Annotated in this window: 9 protein-coding genes; all 9 read right to left on the bottom strand. The window is 68.0% G+C overall.

The window, feature by feature from the left end; all coding sequences use genetic code 11:
• Positions 1-134: 134 nt before the first annotated feature.
• Positions 135-1712 carry an amidohydrolase gene (locus EPO51_RS19100; RefSeq protein WP_293353519.1) on the bottom strand — a complete coding sequence of 526 codons (1578 nt, stop codon included), beginning with the start codon at positions 1710-1712 and terminating at the stop codon, positions 135-137.
• A 155-nt stretch (positions 1713-1867) separates the two neighbouring features.
• Positions 1868-4549, bottom strand: coding sequence for a M14 family metallopeptidase (locus EPO51_RS19105; RefSeq protein ID WP_293353521.1), 2682 nt, complete (start codon positions 4547-4549; stop codon positions 1868-1870).
• Between the two features lie 123 nt (positions 4550-4672).
• Entirely contained in the window at positions 4673-7624 is a 2952-nt protein-coding gene (locus tag EPO51_RS19110) for a TonB-dependent receptor domain-containing protein (RefSeq protein WP_293353523.1), read from the bottom strand.
• 457 nt (positions 7625-8081) lie between these two features.
• On the bottom strand, positions 8082-9719 hold the full coding sequence (locus EPO51_RS19115; protein ID WP_293353525.1) for a putative 2OG-Fe(II) oxygenase: 1638 nt from the start codon (positions 9717-9719) through the stop codon (positions 8082-8084).
• Positions 9720-9971: 252 nt separating this feature from the next.
• A complete protein-coding gene (gene tdh / locus EPO51_RS19120) occupies positions 9972-11009 on the bottom strand; it encodes an L-threonine 3-dehydrogenase (protein WP_293353527.1) in 1038 nt (345 codons plus the stop codon).
• A complete protein-coding gene (locus EPO51_RS19125; RefSeq protein ID WP_293353529.1) occupies positions 11006-12226 on the bottom strand; it encodes a glycine C-acetyltransferase in 1221 nt (406 codons plus the stop codon). The genes tdh and EPO51_RS19125 overlap by 4 nt, the downstream gene beginning before the upstream one ends.
• Positions 12227-12292: 66 nt before the next feature.
• Entirely contained in the window at positions 12293-12859 is a 567-nt protein-coding gene (locus EPO51_RS19130) for a helix-turn-helix domain-containing protein (protein WP_293353531.1), read from the bottom strand.
• A 190-nt stretch (positions 12860-13049) separates the two neighbouring features.
• Entirely contained in the window at positions 13050-14501 is a 1452-nt protein-coding gene (locus EPO51_RS19135) for a glutamate synthase subunit beta (protein WP_293353533.1), read from the bottom strand.
• A 19-nt stretch (positions 14502-14520) separates the two neighbouring features.
• Positions 14521-19167 (bottom strand): glutamate synthase large subunit, encoded by a 4647-nt coding sequence (gene gltB, locus EPO51_RS19140; protein ID WP_293353535.1) that lies wholly within the window; start codon positions 19165-19167, stop codon positions 14521-14523.
• Between the last annotated feature and the right edge of the window lie 234 nt (positions 19168-19401).

Genomic DNA, 19401 nt, shown 5'->3' on the forward strand with positions numbered 1-19401 from the left:
CGGGCGCTCTCCCGGACCGCCACGGGCCTTCGGGCCGACGCCTCGGCCCTCACCCCACCTACTAAGCGGCCGGTGCTGTACGCACCTTCATGAGCCCGCCGGATCGGCGTCGGACCGCTCGACCCGCTCGCGGGCTATTTTTCCAGCGTGGGCCACTTCACGCCCAGCTGGTCGAGGTAGGTCGGGTACTTGGTCTCGTCGTAGTACTGGGCCCGCATCGCCGGGCGGAATTTGGCCATGACGTCGGCGTTGATCTCCACGGCCGGCTGGTCCTTCTCGGAGATCATCGGGACGTAGTGCTCGTCCTTGTTCTGCACCTTGGTGAAGTAGTCCTTGGCCGCCGTCCGCAGCTCGGGCCGGGTCAGGAGGTCCAGGGTGGTCATGGCGATGACCTTGGCGCCGGCCACGACCCCGTCGTGGGCGATGGGCGTGGCCATGGAGATGGCGTTCATCCAGCTATGGCCGGCCAGGCCGGGGATGTTGGATGGATAGTTCACGGTGATGGTCGGCACGGTCCAGGAGATGTCCCCGATGTCGTCCGACCCGCCGCTCTCCGGCTTCTCGACGGGCGGCTCCAGCTTCTTCAGCTCGACGGCAAGGCCGTCCTGCTTATCGGCCTTCACTTCCTTCTGCACCGCCTTGGCGAAGGCCTGCTCGTCGGCGGTCCATTTGGGCAGTCCCACGGCCTGGATATTGGCATAGGCCGCCTCGGCGATCGGCTTGTTGAAATGGCGCGGCGCGGCCGTGCCCAGGACCCGCCGCTCGACGGTCGTGTCGGTCATCATCGCCGCCCCGTCGGCCACCTTGTTGCCCATGGCGTAGAGGTCGGAGATCCGCTTGAAGTCCTGCTCACGGAAATAATACCAGACCTTAGCGATCTGCGGCACGACGTTGGGCTGGTCGCCGCCGTCGGTGATCACATAGTGCGATCGCTGCTCGGGCCGGATGTGCTCGCGGCGGAACTCCCAGCCGATGTTCATCAGCGACACGGCGTCCAGGGCCGAGCGGCCCATCCAGGGCTTGCCGGCGGCGTGCGCGGCGGCGCCGTGGAAGGTATACTCCACCGACACCGAGCCGGTGCCGGACGGCTTGCCCCAGGTGACCGCCAGGTTGTCGCCCACGTGGGTGAACAGCACCGCGTCCACGCCCTTGAACACCCCCGCGCGCACCATGAAGGCCTTGCCGGCCACCAGCTCCTCGGCGACGCCCGGCCAGAGCATCAGCGTGCCGGCGATGCCCTCCTTCTCCATGATCTCCTTCACCGCCAGGGCGGCGACAACGTTGACGGCGTTGCCGGAGTTGTGGCCCTCGCCGTGGCCGGGCGCGCCCTCGACCATCGGCTTGCGCCACGGGATGCCCGGCGTCTGCGAGGCCTTGGGGATGCCGTCGATATCGGAGCCCATGGCGATGGTCGGGCCGCCGGTCTTGTTGGTCCAGGTGGCGACCCAACCGGTGGGCAGGCCGGCGACCCCGCGCGTGACCGTGAAGCCGTTCTTCTCCAGAACGTCGGTGATGTACTTCGAGGTCTCGACCTCCTGGAACGCCAGCTCGCCGAAGCTGAAGATCTTGTCGTTCATCTGCTGGGCCAGCTTGGCGCGGGCCTGGACGCCGGCGACCGCCTGCTTCTTCAGCGCCGGAAGCGCCGGGGCGGCGAACGCCGAGGTGGAGAGCATCAGGGCGGCGAGCGCGATCGGGAGGCCCAGGGTCTTCATGTTCAGTGATCCACCTTGTTCGACGACCAGGAGTGGCCAAGGGTGAGACGCGATTCTCGCGGTGACGGAAAGCGATCACGGCAAGATCCCCGTGTGCGAGGGGACACACACGGGGATCCGCAGACCGCGGGATATGGCGGGCGGCGTCCCGCGGGTTACGCGGCCGGGGGGCCGGCGAACAGGGTGTCGAACAACAGCTTGTAGGTGCCATGCGCCTGCGAACGGTGCTGCGGCCGGAAGCCCACCAGCACCACCTCGCCCTTGCCGAGCTGCACCGAGACCATGGCCGCCTTGCCGGCGATGAGGTCCTCGCCCAGCAGCCACCCGCTCTTGAGGACGTCCTTGTCCACATAGGAGGCGATCACCTCGACGCGCTCGTTCCACATGCGCGGCGTCACCTCATAGACCTGACCCTCCGCGGTGTAGATGGCGAGCGCGTTCTCGGGCATGCCGAAGGCCAGCGGGTTCTTGTTGTCGACCTTGATCTTCAGCGTCGAACCAGGCGACCAGAACTCCTTGCTCGGCTTGCCCGCCACGATGTTGCGGACCGGAAGGCCGAACTTCTGGATCGGCAGATCGCCGGCCTGGGCGAATGTGATCAGTCGGCCGCCGGCCTTGACGAACTCCTCCAGGGCCTTGACCCCTTCGGCGCCGAAGCCGCTGCGGAATTCGGGTGGCGTCGCCTCCACGCTCTCGCCGCCGAATCCGCCGCCCCGGCTAGGCGCTCCGGGCGGCGGCGGTTCCCCCGTCATGTTCGAGATCGAGTCCGACGGCAGCACGATCACGTCGTACTTCTTGATCAGATTGCCGGCCTTGATCTCGGCGTCCATCAGCGCGGTCTGGTTGAAGTCGAACGTCTCCAGCAGGAAGCGCGTCCACCCCTCGTCGATGTTGCCGCCGCGATAGCGCTTCAGCATCGCCACGCGCGGCGCCTTCAGCGTGTAGGTCGCGCTGTCCGGCACGGCGCTGGCGGCGGCGAACGAGACCCCGGTCGAGGTTGCGATCTGGCCCGCGACCGACGGCGAGGCGCCGGAGACGATGAAGTCGCCGGCCTTGGCCGCACCCGTCGCGGTCTTCACCCGCTTCACCGTCGCGCCGGCCTTCAGCAGCAGGTTGGCGGCGTGGAAGCTGTCGTTCAGATCGCCGTCCAGCAGATAAGTCGAACCCGAGGCGACGGTCCCTGGCGTCGTCACCGGCGTCGTGAGCTTGCTCAGGGTGGCCGTCACCGCCGTGCCCACCGGCGTGCTCTCCACGCCCATGAACTCGGTCATGGTGTCCGTCGACATGTCGTAGGGCCGGATCGGATTGCCGTTCTTGTCCCGGGCATAGGTGTCGTCCGGGAAGTGGGTCTCGCCCAGCATCCAGCGTAGCAGGCCCTGCTTGGGCTGGTTCATCGGGAAGACATAGCTGCCCACCGGATAGACCCTGCCCTCATGCACGAACTCGGCCGGCGCGCGGTAGATGTCGACGCCCTGCAGCAGCAGCGCGTTGATCATCTTGTTGGCGGTCAGCGGATCGTGTTGGTTGGCGCTGACGATGTAGGCCTTGGTTTCGGCCGCAGCGCCACGTTCCGTCTGGCGGAGCGCCTTGGTGTAGCCGTTCTTCAGCACCGTCTCACGATTGCGCGCGGCTTGGTCGAGCAGCGCCCACGAGGTGACCAACTGACGGTCGACGATGTCACGCGACCGCCACCAGCCGCCGGGCCACGGGTCGGGCATGTTCATCTGGGGCTTGTTGTCCGGCACGTTCCGTTGACCGCCCTGAAGCTGGTCGGGGTGGACGTAGAGCGGCGTGGCCAAGTTGGCGCTGGCGCTCTCGTCCAGCATCCCGGCGATGTTGTGGAACGGCGTGATCCAGTGGAAGCCCATGTGGCCCCAGCCGGAGTAGATCGCGTCGCCGATGCCGCCGGACAGCTGAGCCGCATCCAGCTTGTAGGCCATGTGCGAGCCGAACCAGGTCATCTCGCGCCAGACCAGCGGATCGGCCCCCGGACGGATCGGGTCGGCATAAGGCGGGATCGAGATGCGGGGCGAATACTGGCCCATCTGGTGGTGGTCGATGTAGGCCTGCGGAACCCAGTCGCGATAGAGGATCTTCGCGATGTTCTTCGACTCCGCCATGTTCAGCATGAAGGCGTCGCGGTTGTTATCGTGGCCCACGTACTTCTGGTACATCCACGGCATCGGACCCGCCTCGTAGGGCGTGCCGACGTACTTCATGTACCACTCCTGGACCATGTCGTGCCCGTCCGGGTTCAGGGACGGCATGATGATGGCGATGGTGTTGTTCAGGATGTTCAGCGCCTCGGGGTCTGTCCGAGTCACCAATCCGTAGGTGAATTCGATGGCCGTCAGCGACGAGCCGATCTCGCTGGAGTGCAGGTCATAGGACTGCACGATGACCGCCTTGCCCTCCTTGACGATCCGGTCGAGCTCGGCCTGCGGCACGCCGCGCGGGTCGGCCAACTTGGCGTTCATCTGCCGGTAGTCCTCGAGCTTGGCGAGGTTCTCGGGCGAGGAGATGAACATCGCCAGATAGGGCCGGCCCTCGGTGGACTTGCCGATCTCGACGACCTTGATGCGGTCGGAGGTCTTCGCGAGCTCCTGATAGTAGGCGACCATCTTCGCGTACGGCTCGAGCTTGCGGTCCGTGCCCATGCGATGGCCGAACCAGGCCTCGGGCGTCGGCACGGCGGCCTGCGCCACGGCCGGCACGGCGGCGCCGAGCATCGCGACCACCGAGAGGCCGATGGCCAGGCGCCGGGACAGGCCCAGGCCTCCCAGCCGCGACCCCGACATCAGCAAGGTCCTGGCCTTGCCTTGAAACTTGTCACTCATTCCCTGTCCCCTTCGGAATTGAGAACCCGGCGATCCGGCCGTCCCTCTGGAAGCGGCAAGAGGCTGGGTCCGACGCACCCTTGATCAGCGAGCGGGCGCGGCCTGAGCCGCGCCCGCCTTGGTTCAGAACTTCTTGGTCAGCGACATGAAGAAGTAGCGGCCGACCACGTCGTAGGTCGAGGAGTCGTAGGTCTCCGCCGTGCTGCCGTACGACGGCGGAGCCTTGTTGAAGAGGTTGGTGATTCCGACGCGGACGTCGGTATCCCACGGCAGCGAGTATCGTGCGTTGATGTCGAACGCGTTGTAGGCCGAGATACCGGGCGGCGCCGTCGTCGGCGACGTGACGAAGTTCGAGTGCTTCATCTTGTCGATGTAGCGCCACGTTACGCCAATGCTGCCGTTGTCCCGCGAATAGGTCAGCGAGGTGATCGCCTTGAACTCGGGGTGGGCGATGCCCGCGTTGCTCTCGACCGAGGTGCCGATAGTGCCCGCGAAGTCATAGACGGCGGCGCCGGGCAGGGCCTGGATCTCGAACTTGTCGAGGAAGCTGACCGCGCTGCGGAACGCCAGGCGGCCCTCGAAGGGGATCCCCACGTCCGACAGCTCCGCCTTCCAGTCGAGCTGTACGTCGATCCCGCTGACGTTGAACTGGGCCAGGTTGAGCAGCGGCTGGCTGGTCGGAGCCTCCAGGGCGCCGGTCCGGGCCCGGGACAGCAGCGAGCAGTAGTAGTTCTTCGGGTCGTAGGTCGGGTTCGAGCCGCCCACGTTGAAGCAGTACTGCACGGACTGGACGACCGACAGCACGCCGATCGCATCGGAAACGTCGATCTTGTACCAGTCCACCGAGACCGAGAGGTTGCTCAGGAGCGGGTGATCGAAGGGCGAGCGGACGACGGCGCCGAAGGACCAGGTATCGGCGGTCTCCTCGTGCAGGTCGGGGTTGCCGCCCGTGAGCGGAAAGACCTGGGCGGTGCCGATGTAGCCATCGATGATCGCCGGCGTGACGCCCTGGGTGATGCACAGCGCCCGCACCTTGTCCTTGTCGGCGCCGAGGCGGAACGACGAGCGGACGTCGCAGGGGTCGCCGCTGACCACGTTGGCGCCGGGGTTGCCGATGCTGACGCTGCCGGTCGACACGGGAGCGAACAGCTCGCCGACGCTGGGCGCCCGGATCGCACGGTTGTAGCCACCCCGCAGGCGCAGGAAATCGGTGACGCTCCACTCGACGTCGGCCTTGTACGTATGCGCTCCGCCGATGGAGTCATAGTCGGAGTAGCGGTAGCCGAGATCGAGGTTCAGCTCCTGGATGAAGGGAATATCCTTCAGGACCGGCACCAGCAGCTCGCCATAGAGCTCCTTGGTCTTCACCGAACCATCCGAGTCGCGAAGCACCGCGAAGCCGATAATGTCGCTGGTCCCATCGGGCTGGTTCAGGGCGTCGTCGGAGTCGTAGGTGAACGAGTTGTACCGGTAGCTGGCGCCCGCCGCGAAGCGGACCTCGCCGGCCGGCAGCTCGAACAGAGCCCCTTGGACGGTGGCCGCGGCGATGCGCTGCTTCATGTCCGTGGTGTTGAGCGTGTCGCGCTTGATGTAGTTCGCGCAGGCCTCCGAGATCGGGAAGTTGCCGAACAGGTTCAGGCCGCCGGCGCAGATGTCGGTCCCGCCGGTGGGGCTGTAGGTCAGCTTGTTGAGCCGGCTGACGCTGAGGCCGCCCGTCTGGCTGTTCTCGAACGCCGACGAGCTGGTCGCTCCGTAGGCTTCCCAGCTCCAGTCCTTGATCCCGACCTTGCCGGTCAGTCCGGCCATCATCTGCCAGACGTCGTACTCGTAGCCCTGGTATCGGTTCCCGATGGCGTTGAAAGCCTTGTGGAACTGGAAGTCCGCCGTGGGATTGGCGCGCGAGGCTAGGATCGAGCGCAGGTCCGCCGGCAGGAACGGATTGTTGTACGGAATGCTCTGCAGATAGATGTTGTTGGACAGCGTCGTGTTGACGATCGCCGTCTGCTTGTAGGTCGTGTAGCTGAACTGCGCGAAGGCCTCGACGGTGTCGGTGAGCTCGTAGTCGAACCGGCCGAACGCCGAGTAGCGCTTCATGTCGGTCTGCAGATCGCCGCCCGTGAAGCCGAACTTCATCTGCTGCGACGGGCCGTAGATCGTGTTGCCCGAGTCCACGAGATAGGCGTCGTCGGTCTGCTGTTCCTTGAAGTTCTTCACCGGCACGCCGTTGGCGGTGAACAACGTCCCGTCGGTGTTGAAGCCGATCTGCGCGCCGCCGCTGAACCGGGTGCTGTTGTTCGTGGTGGTGAAGGGCGTCAGGCCATACTTGCCCGCGAAGATCGCATTGACCGCGGCGAGGGTGGGTTCGTTGCCGGCGAAGACGGCCGAGCCATGATAGCTGGCGGCGTTGCCGGTCTGCGGCAGGCGGTCGGAGTACCAAGGCCGCTCGCTCCGCTTGGCGCGATCGCGGCGCGAGTAGTCCAGCGACAGGATCGCCCGGCCACGGCCCTCGTCGAAACGTCCGCCGCCGGTGGCGTTGTAGCGGTAGGAATCGCCGTCGCCGTAGTTGCTGATCCCGTACTGGGTGTTCAGCGTCAGGCCGGAGAAGTCGCGCTTAAGGCGGAAGTTCACCACGCCGGCCGTGGCGTCGGAGCCGTAGGCCGTGGAGGCGCCGCCGGTGATGACCTCGACGTTGCCGATGAGGGCTTCGGGGATGGTGTTCAGGTCGACCGACCCATCCGGGTTGGACGGCTGCAGGCGCTTGCCGTCGAGCAGCAGCAAGGTGCGCTTCGAGCCCAGGCCGCGCAGGGTCGCATAGCTCTGCCCGCCGTTCAGGCCCGTGCCGGTGCTGGACGTGTTGCTCTGTCCGAAACCGCCCGAGAACTGCGGCAGCTGGGTCAAGGCGCTTTCCACCGTGATCTGGCCGGTGTTCTCCAGCGCCTCGGTGGTGACCGACACGACGGGGCTGTTGGCCGCATAGTCGGGTCGCGCGATCAGCGAGCCGGTGACGACGACCTCGTCGATGGCCGTCGCATCATCCGACGCCGTCTGTGCAAAGGCGGACTGGGCGGCGAACAACAGGACGGCGCTACTTGCCGTTGCAAGGACACGGCAACGATCGCGCGCGTTGCAACTGGCATTCGAAAGTAAAGCAGGATCATTCCACACAGCCATTTTGTCCCCATTCAAAACGTGCGCAAATCTACGGACCGACCCCTCCCGGTCAGATAAGTCATTCTTGACTCGTCTATTATGCGGCCAAGCTATTTTGACAATTCAGGCACACCCCATCGCGTCGCGAGGCGCAATTTCTCGCGCTACACATCCGGCGACACGAAATTCTTTCCGACAGACAGGGGTCTGTGAAGTTGAACAACTTCTGCTTCTAAGTGAAACTTCGCAAACGCCTCTCTTTCAACCAACCTGGACCACTTTTGATCTTTGACGGGGAAATTCCGTCATAGTGGTCCTAGATAATGGAATCTGATGCGCTTTTGGGCAGAGAAGGGCGGGCGGAGTCCGCCGATGCGGCGCCCTAGGCGGGCAGGACGTCGAAGGCGATGGTCAGCCGCCGTCCGTCCCCGGAAAACGGGACGGTGCCGTGCCACATGTAGGACGGGAACAGCGCCAGCCGACCGACCTGGGGTTGGATGAAATACCCGGGCTCGAGCGCCTCCGGTGTCGGCACGCCTGGCTGCCCGAAGCGCAGCCACCCCTCGCGACCGGGGCCTCCGACAGCAGGCGGCAGCTCGATGTAGCAGGCCGAGGAGAGCCAGCCCTGGGGATGCACATGGTCCACGTGGAAGCCGCCCGGCCGTAACCGGACCGACCACATTCCCTTGATGCGGTAATCGCCCGTGTTCCGCGCCCGTAGTGGATCGGACCCGGCGCCCAGGAACGCCATGTGACGCCGGATCGGCCCGTCGATCGCGGCCGCAAACGCGCGGATCGCCGGGTGCTCGCTGCGCAGCAGGTTCGCGCTGGTCTGGGCGCCGTGGCGCAGGGACTGATCCAGGGGATGGGCGTGCAGGCCGTGCAGATCGGTCAGCCCGATGGCAAGGTCGGCGAGGTAGTCCTCAAGCACGGCCCATCCGGCCGGCGTGTCGAGCGGCCAGTCGCCGACCAGGGCTTCATAGTCGTAGAGGGCCGCGGCGGCGGGATCGCCCAGCATCCGCCAGGCCGTCCACTGGGCGGCGATCAGGCCCTGGTCCAGCGGGTGGCGCGCGCGCGCCGCCTCGATCCGGGCCAGCGCCGCCTCGGCGAGGCCGGCGGCCAGATGCACATCGATGGCCTTGCGCACCACGACATCCGCGTCGGGCGCCAGGGCCTCGGCGCGCAGGGCGTGGGCCAGCGCGCGGTCCGGATCGAAGGACATGGCGAGGTGGGCCGCGGTGATCTCCAGCGCGGCGTCGCCTGCGACAGGGTCGGCGGTGAGCATCCGATAGGCGCCGGCGATGTCGCCCGCGTACTCGCACAACCGGGCGCGCAGCATCCGCTGCGGCGGGGTGACCGCCTTCGGCAGGACCGCCGTCGCCGCCGCGAGGTCGCCGGTCCGCATCCAGACGAGCTGGGCCAGGTCGCGGAGCGCATCCGCATAGTCCGGCCGCCGCCGCAGGGCCTCGCGGAACGCGGCTTCGGCGTCGTCGAAGCGGTTCTGGCTCTGCAGCGCCCGGGCCAGGACAAGCCAGGTCTCGGGCGCCTCGCCGCCCGCCGCCAGGGCGGCCCGAGCCGCGGCTTCCGCCCGGCCCGCCTCGCCCGCGTCGCCCAGGGCCGCCGCCAGATTGTGCAGGGGCACGGGCTTGCCGGGCTGCAGCGCGACGACGCGGTCGCGTTCGACCAGGCACTCCTCCATGCGGTCCAAGGCCTGGAACGCCTTTGCCCGCTCCGCCAGCAGCGCGGGCCGGGGTTGCAGGACCGCCGCGGCGGGGCCCGTCACGCGCACCAGGTCGTCATGCCGGCCCAGCGCGTTCAACAGCCGCGCCAGTTCGAGGGCGGCGTCCTGGCGAGCCGGGTCGAGCGCCAGCGCACCGCGCAGCTCGCGTTCCGCGCCCCCGGTCTCGCCAAGCATCCGCAAGGCCGCGCCCAGCAGACAGCGCGCATCGGCCTGTCCGGGCGCCGCGCGCACGGCCGGCTCCAGCAGCGCCCGCGCCTCGCCGAACCGGCGCTGATCCATAAGACCGGCGGCGTTCCGCAGGCGCGTGGCGAGCTCCGGGGCGAGGCCGGCGGTCAGCGGCGCCTCCTGGAACCTGCGATGGCGTCTGCGGTGTCTCTCACCCGGAAACCTTAGCCATCGAACGGCCGGCCCGAAGCCATAACCGCCGGTGCGCGGCCGCACATCGGCCGGCAGCTCAGGATTCGGCCGACAGGACGGGCGCCGGCGCCCACGTGGGCGGCGCCTCGGGGTTGCGAGCGGAGCCGCCGTCGCTCACCAGGTCAGGACGACCTTGCCGGAGTCCCCTCCGAGCGCAGTCGAGAAGGCGGCTTCGAACGCGCGCGCCTCGAAGCGATGGGTGATGAGGGGCGTGAGATCCAGGCCTCCTCGGATCAGGCCGAACATCTTGCGCCAGGTGGTGAACATCTCGCGCCCGTAGACGCCTTTGATGGTCAGCGCCTTCAGGATGATCCGCGACCAGACCACCTCCATCGCCTTGCCCGGGATACCCAGCATGGCGAGCTTGCCGCCCATGGCCAGCGCATCGACCGCCTGCTCTATCGCCGACGCCGCGCCCGACATCTCCAGCGCCACGCCGAACCCATCGGGGATGCGCAGCTCGGCCATCACGTCCTTCAGGTCCTCCGTCAGGACGTTGACAGGCCGCACGTCCGAGAGCTTGGCCGCGAGGGCCAGGCGGAACGCATTGTGGTCGGTGATCACCACGGTCCGGGCGCCGGCGGCGCGGGCGATCGCCGCGGCCATGATGCCGATCGGCCCGGCCCCGGTGACCAGCACATCCTCGCCCAGCAGCTCGAACTGCTGGGCCGTGTGCATGGCGTTGCCGAACGGATCGAGGATCGCCCCGATCTCGTCCGTCACCTCGTCGGGCAGCGGCACGACGTTGAACGCCGGGATCGACAGGTACTCGGCGAAGGCCCCCTGGCGGTTCACGCCGACGCCCACCGTCTCGGGATCCAGGTGGAAGTGACCGGCGCGGCTGGCGGCCGAGTGCAGGTTGACGATGTGCCCTTCGCCCGAGACGCGTTCGCCCAACCTCAGGGGACGCGTCACACGGCCGCCGATCTCGACGATTTCACCCGAGAACTCGTGGCCGACGATCATGGGCGTCGGCACGGTGGCCGCCGCCCATTCATCCCAGTTCCAGATGTGCAGGTCGGTGCCGCAGATCGCGGTGCGCTTGACCTTGATCAGCACGTCCTCCGGGCCGACGGCGGGCGCCTTCGCCTCGACACCCCAGAGCCCCGGTTCCGGCCGGCTCTTCTCCAAGGCGAACATCGCATTCGTCATCCCGCGGCCGCCCCGCAGATCTCCCGCGCCTTCACGAACGCCTCCACTGCAAAATCCAAATCCGCCGGCGTGTGCGCGGCGGACACCTGGGTCCGGATGCGCGCCTGGTCCTTGGGCACCACCGGGAACGAGAAGCCGGTCACGAACACGCGGAGGTCCAGCAGCTCGCGCGCCATGCTCTGGGCCAGCCGCGCGTCGCCGAGGAGAACCGGGATGATCGGGTGCTGGCCGGGGTTCAGCTTGAAGCCCGCCTCCGTCAGGGCGCCGCGGAAATGGGCGGCGTTGCGGACGATCTGCCGGCGCAGGTCGTCGCCCTCGGGGCCCTTGGCGATCTCAATGGCCGCCAGCGACGCGCCGCAGATCGAGGGCGCGAGCGCGTTGGAGAACAGATAGGGCCGAGCCTTCTGGCGCAGCAGGGCGATCACGTCGCGGCGCGCGCAGATGAAGCCGCCCATCGCCCCGCCCAACGCCTTGCCGAAGGTGCCGGTGACGATGTCGACCTGGTCGGCCACGCCTTGCAGCGCGCCGACACCGCGACCTGTCGGGCCGACGACGCCCGTGGCGTGGCAGTCATCGACCATCGTCAGCGCGTCGTAGCGGGCCGCGAGGTCGGTGATCGCCGACAGGTTGGCGAGGTAGCCATCCATCGAGAAGACGCCGTCGGTGACGATCAGGATGGTGCGAGCACCCTCCGTCCGGGCGGCCTTCAGCTGGCCTTCCAGGTCGTCCATGTCATTGTTGGCGAACCGGTAGCGTCGGGCCTTGCTGAGCCGGACGCCGTCGATGATCGAGGCGTGGTTCAGGCTGTCCGAAATGATCGCGTCCTGGTCGTCCAGCAGCGGCTCGAACACCGCGCCGTTGGCGTCGAATGCGGCGGCGAACAGGATCGCGTCCTCGTAGCCGAGGTAGCTGGAGATCGCGCTCTCGAGCTCCTTGTGGAGCTCGTGGGTGCCGCAGATGAACCGGACCGAGGCGAAGCCGGCGCCGCCTGCGCTGGTGGCCGCGATGGCGGCCGAGACGATCCGCTGGTCGCCGGCCAGGCCGAGGTAGTTGTTGGCGCAGAGGTTGATCGCCTCGACCTCGCGGCCGTCCTCGTCGCGCAGCCGCACATGGGCGCCCTGGCGCGACAGCAACACCCGTTCGGGCTTGGTCAGGCCCTGGGCCTGGATCTCCTCCAGGATCGCGCGCTGGCGTTCATAGAACGCGTTGTCCGGCATCGGCAGCCTCCTGGCGCCAAGCCGTACGTCATACTGGAATTCATGTCTAGTATAATGGAATTTCCACTATGAGATAACCACCAGGATGGCCTGGGCGGGGGCGCCGGTCTCGTTCCGGATCGCGTGCGGCACGTCGGCCGGATAGCGCGCGATCCCCCCGGCCCCGACCGTGGCCGTCGTATCCCCGCTCATCACCGCCAACTCGCCGCCGAGGACGGTGAGGTGTTCGTGACTGCCGCGGGTGTGGGCCTCGGACACCAGTTCCCCGAAGGGCGCGATATCCAGCAGATAGAACTCCATGGACCCCGCCTTATCCGCCGGGCTGAGGATCCGCAGCACGCATTGGCCGTCCTCTGTGCGGATTTCGGGCACGAAGGACGCCGCCGTGACGTCGATGCGACCACGTCGCTCGATCCGCTGATGGCCGACGAACTCCGACAGCTCCACACCCAGCGCGTGGGACAGGTGCCATACGGTGGCCAGGGTGGGGTTGGCCTGGCTGCGCTCGATTTGCGACAGCATCGAGCGCGAGACCCCCGACGCCGCCGAGAGCTCGTCCAGAGTGAGGCCGCGCTCCTTGCGGAGGGCCTGCAGGCGAGGGCCGATGGCGGGCGGGGCTTGTCTGGCGGGCATAGCGTCGTGGGTTGGAGCGGCTGGTGACGCTTGTGATAGCGCCGTTCAGCAACGGTGAACACGCAGACCTCCCCCATCACCTGCGGATTCCCGGCCGCGGCCGCCGCTGGCCGCCATATTCGAGGCGCGCGCCTTGAATTTCGGCTCCTTGAACGAGCCGTCCCGGACGGGACGAGTTCCGCCAGGCGCCCTAACGGGGCAGCGTGGAGGAACCCATCAGGTGGGCGTCGACGGCGCGGGCGCATTGGCGTCCCTCGCGAATGGCCCAGACCACCAGGGACTGGCCGCGCCGCGCGTCGCCGCAGGCGAAGATGTTGGGCTGCGAGGTCCGATAGTCGTTGGTGTCGGCCAGGACGGCGCCACGCGGATCGAGGTCCACACAGCTCTGCTCCACCACGCCGGCCTTCGTCGGACCGACGAACCCCATCGCCAGGAACACCAAGTCGGCTTTCAGTTCGAACTCCGATCCGGCGATCTCGCGCATCTGCATCCGGCCGTCGGCGCCGGCGATCCATTCGAGGCGCACGCACTCGATGGCGGTGACGCGGCCGTCCTGCCCGATGAACCGTTTCGTCGCCACGGCGAACTCGCGCTCGACGCCCTCCTGGTGCGAGGACGAGGTGCGGAGCTTCAGCGGCCAATCGGGCCAGGTCAGAGCCTTGTTCTCGTGCTCGGGCGGCATCGGCATGATCTCGAGCTGAACCACCGAGGCCGCGCCCTGGCGGTTCGACGTGCCGATGCAGTCCGACCCGGTGTCGCCGCCGCCGATCACCACCACGTGCTTGCCCTGGGCGTCGATCGCGCCCGTCGGCGCGGCGATAGCCTCTTCGTCGCCGGCGTTGCGCTTGTTCTGCTGGGTCAGGAACTCCATGGCGAAGTGAACGCCCGCCAGATTGCGGCCGGGGATGGGCAGGTCGCGCGGATCCTCGGCGCCACAGGCCATCACCAGCACGTCGTAGTCGTCCAACAGGCGTTGGACCGAAACCATTCCACCGACTTCGAACCCGGTGCGGAAGATCACGCCCTCGGCCTCCATCTGCCGGACGCGCCGGTCGATGAGGTGCTTCTCCATCTTGAAGTCGGGGATGCCGTAACGCAGCAGGCCGCCGATGCGGTCCGACTTCTCGAAGACGGTCGTGGCGTGGCCCGCCCGGGCGAGCTGCTGGGCGCAGGCCAGGCCGGCGGGGCCCGACCCCACCACGCCCACCCGCTTGCCGGTGCCCCGGCGCGAGGGCTCGGGCGTGATCCAGTTCTCGTCCCAGCCCCGGTCGATGATCTGGCACTCGATCGACTTGATGGTCACGGGGGTGTCCGGGATGTTCAGGGTGCAGGCGGCCTCGCACGGGGCGGGGCAGATGCGGCCGGTGAACTCCGGGAAGTTGTTCGTGGACTGCAGGTTGTCCAGCGCCGCGCGCCACTGGTCGCGATGGACCAGCTCATTGAAGTCCGGGATCTGGTTGTTCACCGGGCAGCCCTGGTGACAGAACGGGATCCCGCAGCTCATGCAGCGCGAGGCCTGCTGGCGCAGTTCGTCCCGCGGCAACGGCAGGACGAACTCCTTCCAGTGCTTCAGGCGCTCGACGACCGGCGCATAGCCGCGGTCCTTGCGCTCGAAGTCGAGAAATCCGGTCGGCTTACCCATCGTAGTTCCCCCGTCCGGACTATTCTGCCGCGACCGCGGCGGCCGCGGCGCGCTCGGTGGCCATGTCGGTCAGCGCCCGTCGGAAGTCCTTCGGCATGACCTTCACGAACGACGGCAACGCCAGGTCCCAGTTCTCCAGGATCTCGGCGGCCCGGCGGCTACCCGTGTGCAGGTGGTGGCGCTCGATCAGGATGCGCAGGCGCTCGGCGTCGTGGCCCAAGAGGTCGCCCATGCCGGCGTTGTCGACCGAGACCGAACGCTGGCTCGGCCGCTGCGCGTCGTCCCCCGCCGACGCGTCCGCCGCGATGCTTTCGAGGTCGACCATCGATTTGTTGCACAGGGGTTCGAAGCGCCGGAGCGGATCGTAGACGTAGGCGACGCCGCCGCTCATGCCCGCGGCGAAGTTGCGGCCGGTGTCGCCTAGCACCACGACCACGCCGCCGGTCATGTACTCACAGCCGTGGTCGCCCACGCCCTCGACCACCGTCACGGCCCCCGAGTTGCGCACGGCGAAACGTTCGCCGGCCACGCCCTCGAAATAGGCTTCGCCGGCGATGGCTCCGTAGAGCACGGTGTTGCCCACGACGATGTTGCGGGTGGGATCGCGGCGCGACCCCGCCGGCTGGCGCACCACCACCCGGCCGCCCGACAGCCCCTTGCCGACGTAGTCGTTGGCGTCGCCGATCAGCGTCAGGCTGACGCCTCGGGCGAGAAACGCGCCGAAGCTCTGGCCCGCCGTGCCGCGCAGGGTGAGCGCGATGGTGTCGTCCGGCAGGCCGGCGTGGCCGTAGCGCCGGGCCACCTCGCCCGAGAGCATGGCGCCCACGGTGCGGTTGACGTTGCGGATCGCATACTCGCCGCGGACCGGATCACCCCGCTCCAGCGCCGGCGCGCTGTCGGCGAGGAAGGCGTGGTCCAGGGCGTGCTCCAGGCCGTGGTTCTGACGCTCGGTGTTGAAGAGCGCCGCCTGGCCGGCTGAGGCCGCAGCGTAGAGGAGCTTCGACAGGTCGACGCCCCGGGCCTTCCAGTTGTCGACGGCCTCTTGCATGTCGAGGCGGTCCACCCGGCCGACCATCTCGTCGAGCGTGCGGAAGCCCATCGCGGCCATGATCCCGCGCAGTTCCTCGGCGACGAAGAAGAAGTAGTTGATCACGTGCTCGGGCTGGCCGGTGAACCGCGCGCGCAGCACCGGGTCCTGGGTCGCCACCCCCACCGGACAGGTGTTGAGATGGCACTTGCGCATCATGATGCAGCCCGCCGCGATCAGCGGCGCCGTGGCGAAGCCGAACTCCTCGGCGCCCAGCAGCGCGCCGATGGCCACGTCGCGACCGGTGCGCAGGCCGCCGTCCACCTGCACGGCGATGCGGCTGCGCAGGCCGTTCAGCAGCAGGGTCTGCTGGGTCTCGGCCAGGCCGATCTCCCAGGGCGAGCCGGCGTGGGTGAGCGAGGTCAGCGGGCTCGCGCCCGTGCCGCCTTCGAAGCCGGAGATGGTGACGTGGTCCGCCCGCGCCTTGGCGACGCCGGCCGCGACCGTGCCGACGCCCACCTCCGAGACCAGCTTCACGGAGATGCGGGCCTGGGGGTTCACGTTCTTCAGGTCGTGGATCAGCTGGGCCAGATCCTCGATCGAATAGATGTCGTGGTGGGGCGGGGGGCTGATCAGGCCGACGCCCGGCGTCGAGTGCCGGACCCGGGCGATGTTCTTGTCCACCTTGTGGCCGGGGAGCTGGCCGCCCTCTCCGGGCTTGGCGCCCTGGGCCATCTTGATCTGGATGTCATCGGCGTTGACGAGGTACTCGGTCGTGACCCCGAAGCGGCCGGAGGCGACCTGCTTGATCGCCGAGCGCATCGAGTCGCCGTTCGGCAGGCGCACGAAGCGGTCAGGCTCCTCGCCGCCCTCCCCGGTGTTCGAACGCCCCCCGATCCGGTTCATGGCGATGGCCAGGGTCGTGTGCGCCTCGCGGCTGATCGAGCCGAAGCTCATGGCTCCGGTGGAGAAGCGCTTCACGATCTCCGCGGCCGGCTCCACCTCGTCCAGCGAGAGGGGGGTCTCGGCCGGCTTCATGCGCATCAGGCCGCGCAGGGTGAGCAGGCGCTCGCTCTGTTCGTTGATGGCGTTGGCGAACTTCAGGTATTCGCCCGGCAGATTGCCGCGCACGGCGTGCTGCAGGCCGGAGACCGACTCCGGCGTCCAGGCGTGGGCCTCGCCGCGCAGGCGCCAAGCGTACTGGCCGCCCACGTCCAGCATGTTCCGGTAGATGGGATTGTCGCCGAAAGCGTCGCGGTGACGGCGGACCGTCTCTTCCGAGACCTCCGCGAGGCCGACGCCCTCGATGGTGGTCGCCGTGCCGGTGAAGTAGCGGTCGACCAGGGCCGACGAGAGACCGACCGCATCGAAGATCTGGGCGCCGCAGTAGGACTGGTAGGTCGAGATGCCCATCTTGGACATCACCTTCATGATGCCCTTGCCCACCGCCTTGATGTAGTTCTTGCGCACGTCGTAGGCCGACAGCGACAGGCCGTTGGATACGCGGAGCTGCTCCAGGGTCTGGAACGCCAGATAGGGGTTCACGGCCTCGGCGCCGTAGCCCGCCAGCACGCAGAAATGATGCACCTCGCGCGCCTCGCCGGTCTCGATGACGAGGCCGGTCTGCATGCGCAGGCCCTGGCGGATCAGGTGGTGGTGGACAGCCGCGGTGGCCAGCGCGGCCGGGATCGGGATGCGGCTGTCCGACACGGCCCGGTCCGAGAGGATCAGGATGTTCGTGTCGGCCAGCACATTGTCGGTCGCCTCGCGGCAGACACGGTCCAGCGCAGCCTCCAGTCCCGCCGCGCCCTCCTCGGCCGACCAGGTGATGTCGATCGTCGCGGTGCGGAACGCGCCGTCCAGCAGCTCGTGCACGGCGCGGATCTTGGCCAGATCCTCGTCGGTGAGGATCGGCTGGGCCACCTCCAGGCGCTTGTGCGTGCCAGCCTGGCGGCCCAGCAGGTTCGGCCTGGGCCCGATCATGGAGACCAGGCTCATCACCAGCTCCTCGCGGATCGGGTCGATCGGCGGGTTCGTGACCTGGGCGAAGTTCTGCTTGAAGTACTCGTACAGCAGCTTGGAGCGCGACGAGAGCACGGCGATGGGCGTGTCGTGGCCCATGGAGCCGAGGGGGTCGTCCCCATCGCGGCCCATCGGTTCGAGGAAGAACTGCAGGTCTTCCTGGGTGTAGCCAAAGGCCTGCTGGCGATCGAGCAGGGTCTCGGGGTCGTTGGGCGCCGCCTCGGGCGCCACCTCGTCCAGCGACAATTCCTCCAGCTTGAACTGGGTCTCGGCCAGCCAGGTCTGGTACGGCGCGGCGGCGGCCAGGTTCCGCTTGATCTCCTCGTCCTCGATGATCCGCCCTTCTTCCATGTCGATGAGCAGCATCTTGCCGGGCTGGAGCCGCCACTTGCGGACGATGCGCTCCTCGGGAACGTCGAGCACGCCCACCTCCGAGGCCATGATCACGTGGTCCTGGTCGGTGATGACGAAGCGGGCGGGGCGCAGGCCGTTGCGGTCCAGCGTGGCGCCGATCTGGCGTCCGTCGGTGAAGGCCACGGCGGCGGGGCCGTCCCACGGCTCCATCAGCGCGGCGTGGTATTCGTAGAAGGCCTTCCGTTCGGCATCCATGAGCGGATTGCCGGCCCAGGCCTCCGGGATCAGCATCATCACCGCCTGGGCCAGCGGAATGCCCCCGGCCAGCAGCAGCTCCAGAGCATTGTCCAGGCAGGCGGTGTCCGACTGTCCGTGCGGGATCAGCGGCCACATCTTGTTGAGGTCGGGCCCCAGCAGCTCGCTCTCCAGCGTGCGCCGCCGGGCGTTCATCCAGTTCACGTTGCCGCGGACGGTGTTGATCTCGCCGTTGTGGGCGATGAACCGATAGGGGTGCGCCAGCTTCCAGGACGGGAAGGTGTTGGTCGAGAACCTCTGGTGGACCATCGATAGGGCGGACTCACAGCGTTCGTCCGCCAGATCCCGATAGAAGCTGCCCACCTGGTTCGCGAGCAGCAGGCCCTTGTAGACCACGGTCCGGGTGGAAAACGACGGCAGGTAGACCTGGGTGAGCTCGGGGATCCCGCGCTTGGCCGCCAGTTCCGCCAGCGGATTCTGGAACTGCTTGCGGACCGCCAGCAGCTTGCGCTCGTGGGCGTCCTGGTCCTTCACGTTCGGGCCGCGGCCGACGAAGGCCTGTCGGATCGAGGGCATGGAGGCCAGCACCGCCGCGCCCAGGCCGTCGGTGTTCACCGGCACGTCGCGCCAGCCCAGCAGCGGCTGCTTCTCGACCTTCAGGAAGTGCTCGAACTGCTCCATGGCGGCGGAGCGCGCCAGCGCATCCTGCGGCAGGAAACACATGGCCACGGCGTACTCGCCGGCCGGGGGCAGATCGACGCCCGCCTCGACCGCCCAGTCGCGGTAGAGCCGGTCCGGAATCTGGATCAGGCACCCCGCCCCGTCGCCCACCAGCGGGTCGGCGCCCACGGCGCCGCGGTGGTCGATGTTGACCAGGATCTGCAGGCCGGCCTGCACCACCTCGTGCGACTTGCGGCCCTTGATGTTGGCGACGAAGCCGACTCCGCAGGCGTCATGCTCGTTGCGGGGATCGTAGAGTCCCTGCTGCTCCATCGCGCGCATCGTCATGTCCTCATCCCCGGCGCGCGCACGGGCCGCGCTCAGGCCCCTGCGATCGCCGCGCGGGTTCTACGCGGTAGAATTCTCCCTTGTCGATGACGGAGTTCGCAGGCTGGAGGTACAAAATTTCCGATCGCCGACCAAACTCGTCGAGAGCTTGCACCCGTCGGAAGCCGTGGGCGTCGGAGTATCGGCATGCGCAGCGGCGCCCTCCGACCCCATCGGGTCGAAATGCCGCAGCCT

The sequence above is a fragment of the Phenylobacterium sp. genome (assembly GCF_004297125.1).
Classification (GTDB): Bacteria; Pseudomonadota; Alphaproteobacteria; order Caulobacterales; family Caulobacteraceae; genus Phenylobacterium.

Coding starts and splice junctions, on each gene's coding strand:
- tdh (WP_293353527.1), bottom strand. CDS start 11,009: ATGACGAATGCGATGTTCGCCTTGGAGAAGAGCCGGCCGGAACCGGGG.
- EPO51_RS19130 (WP_293353531.1), bottom strand. CDS start 12,859: ATGCCCGCCAGACAAGCCCCGCCCGCCATCGGCCCTCGCCTGCAGGCC.
- gltB (WP_293353535.1), bottom strand. CDS start 19,167: ATGACGATGCGCGCGATGGAGCAGCAGGGACTCTACGATCCCCGCAAC.
- EPO51_RS19125 (WP_293353529.1), bottom strand. CDS start 12,226: ATGCCGGACAACGCGTTCTATGAACGCCAGCGCGCGATCCTGGAGGAG.
- EPO51_RS19135 (WP_293353533.1), bottom strand. CDS start 14,501: ATGGGTAAGCCGACCGGATTTCTCGACTTCGAGCGCAAGGACCGCGGC.
- EPO51_RS19100 (WP_293353519.1), bottom strand. CDS start 1,712: ATGAAGACCCTGGGCCTCCCGATCGCGCTCGCCGCCCTGATGCTCTCC.
- EPO51_RS19115 (WP_293353525.1), bottom strand. CDS start 9,719: ATGGATCAGCGCCGGTTCGGCGAGGCGCGGGCGCTGCTGGAGCCGGCC.
- EPO51_RS19105 (WP_293353521.1), bottom strand. CDS start 4,549: ATGAGTGACAAGTTTCAAGGCAAGGCCAGGACCTTGCTGATGTCGGGG.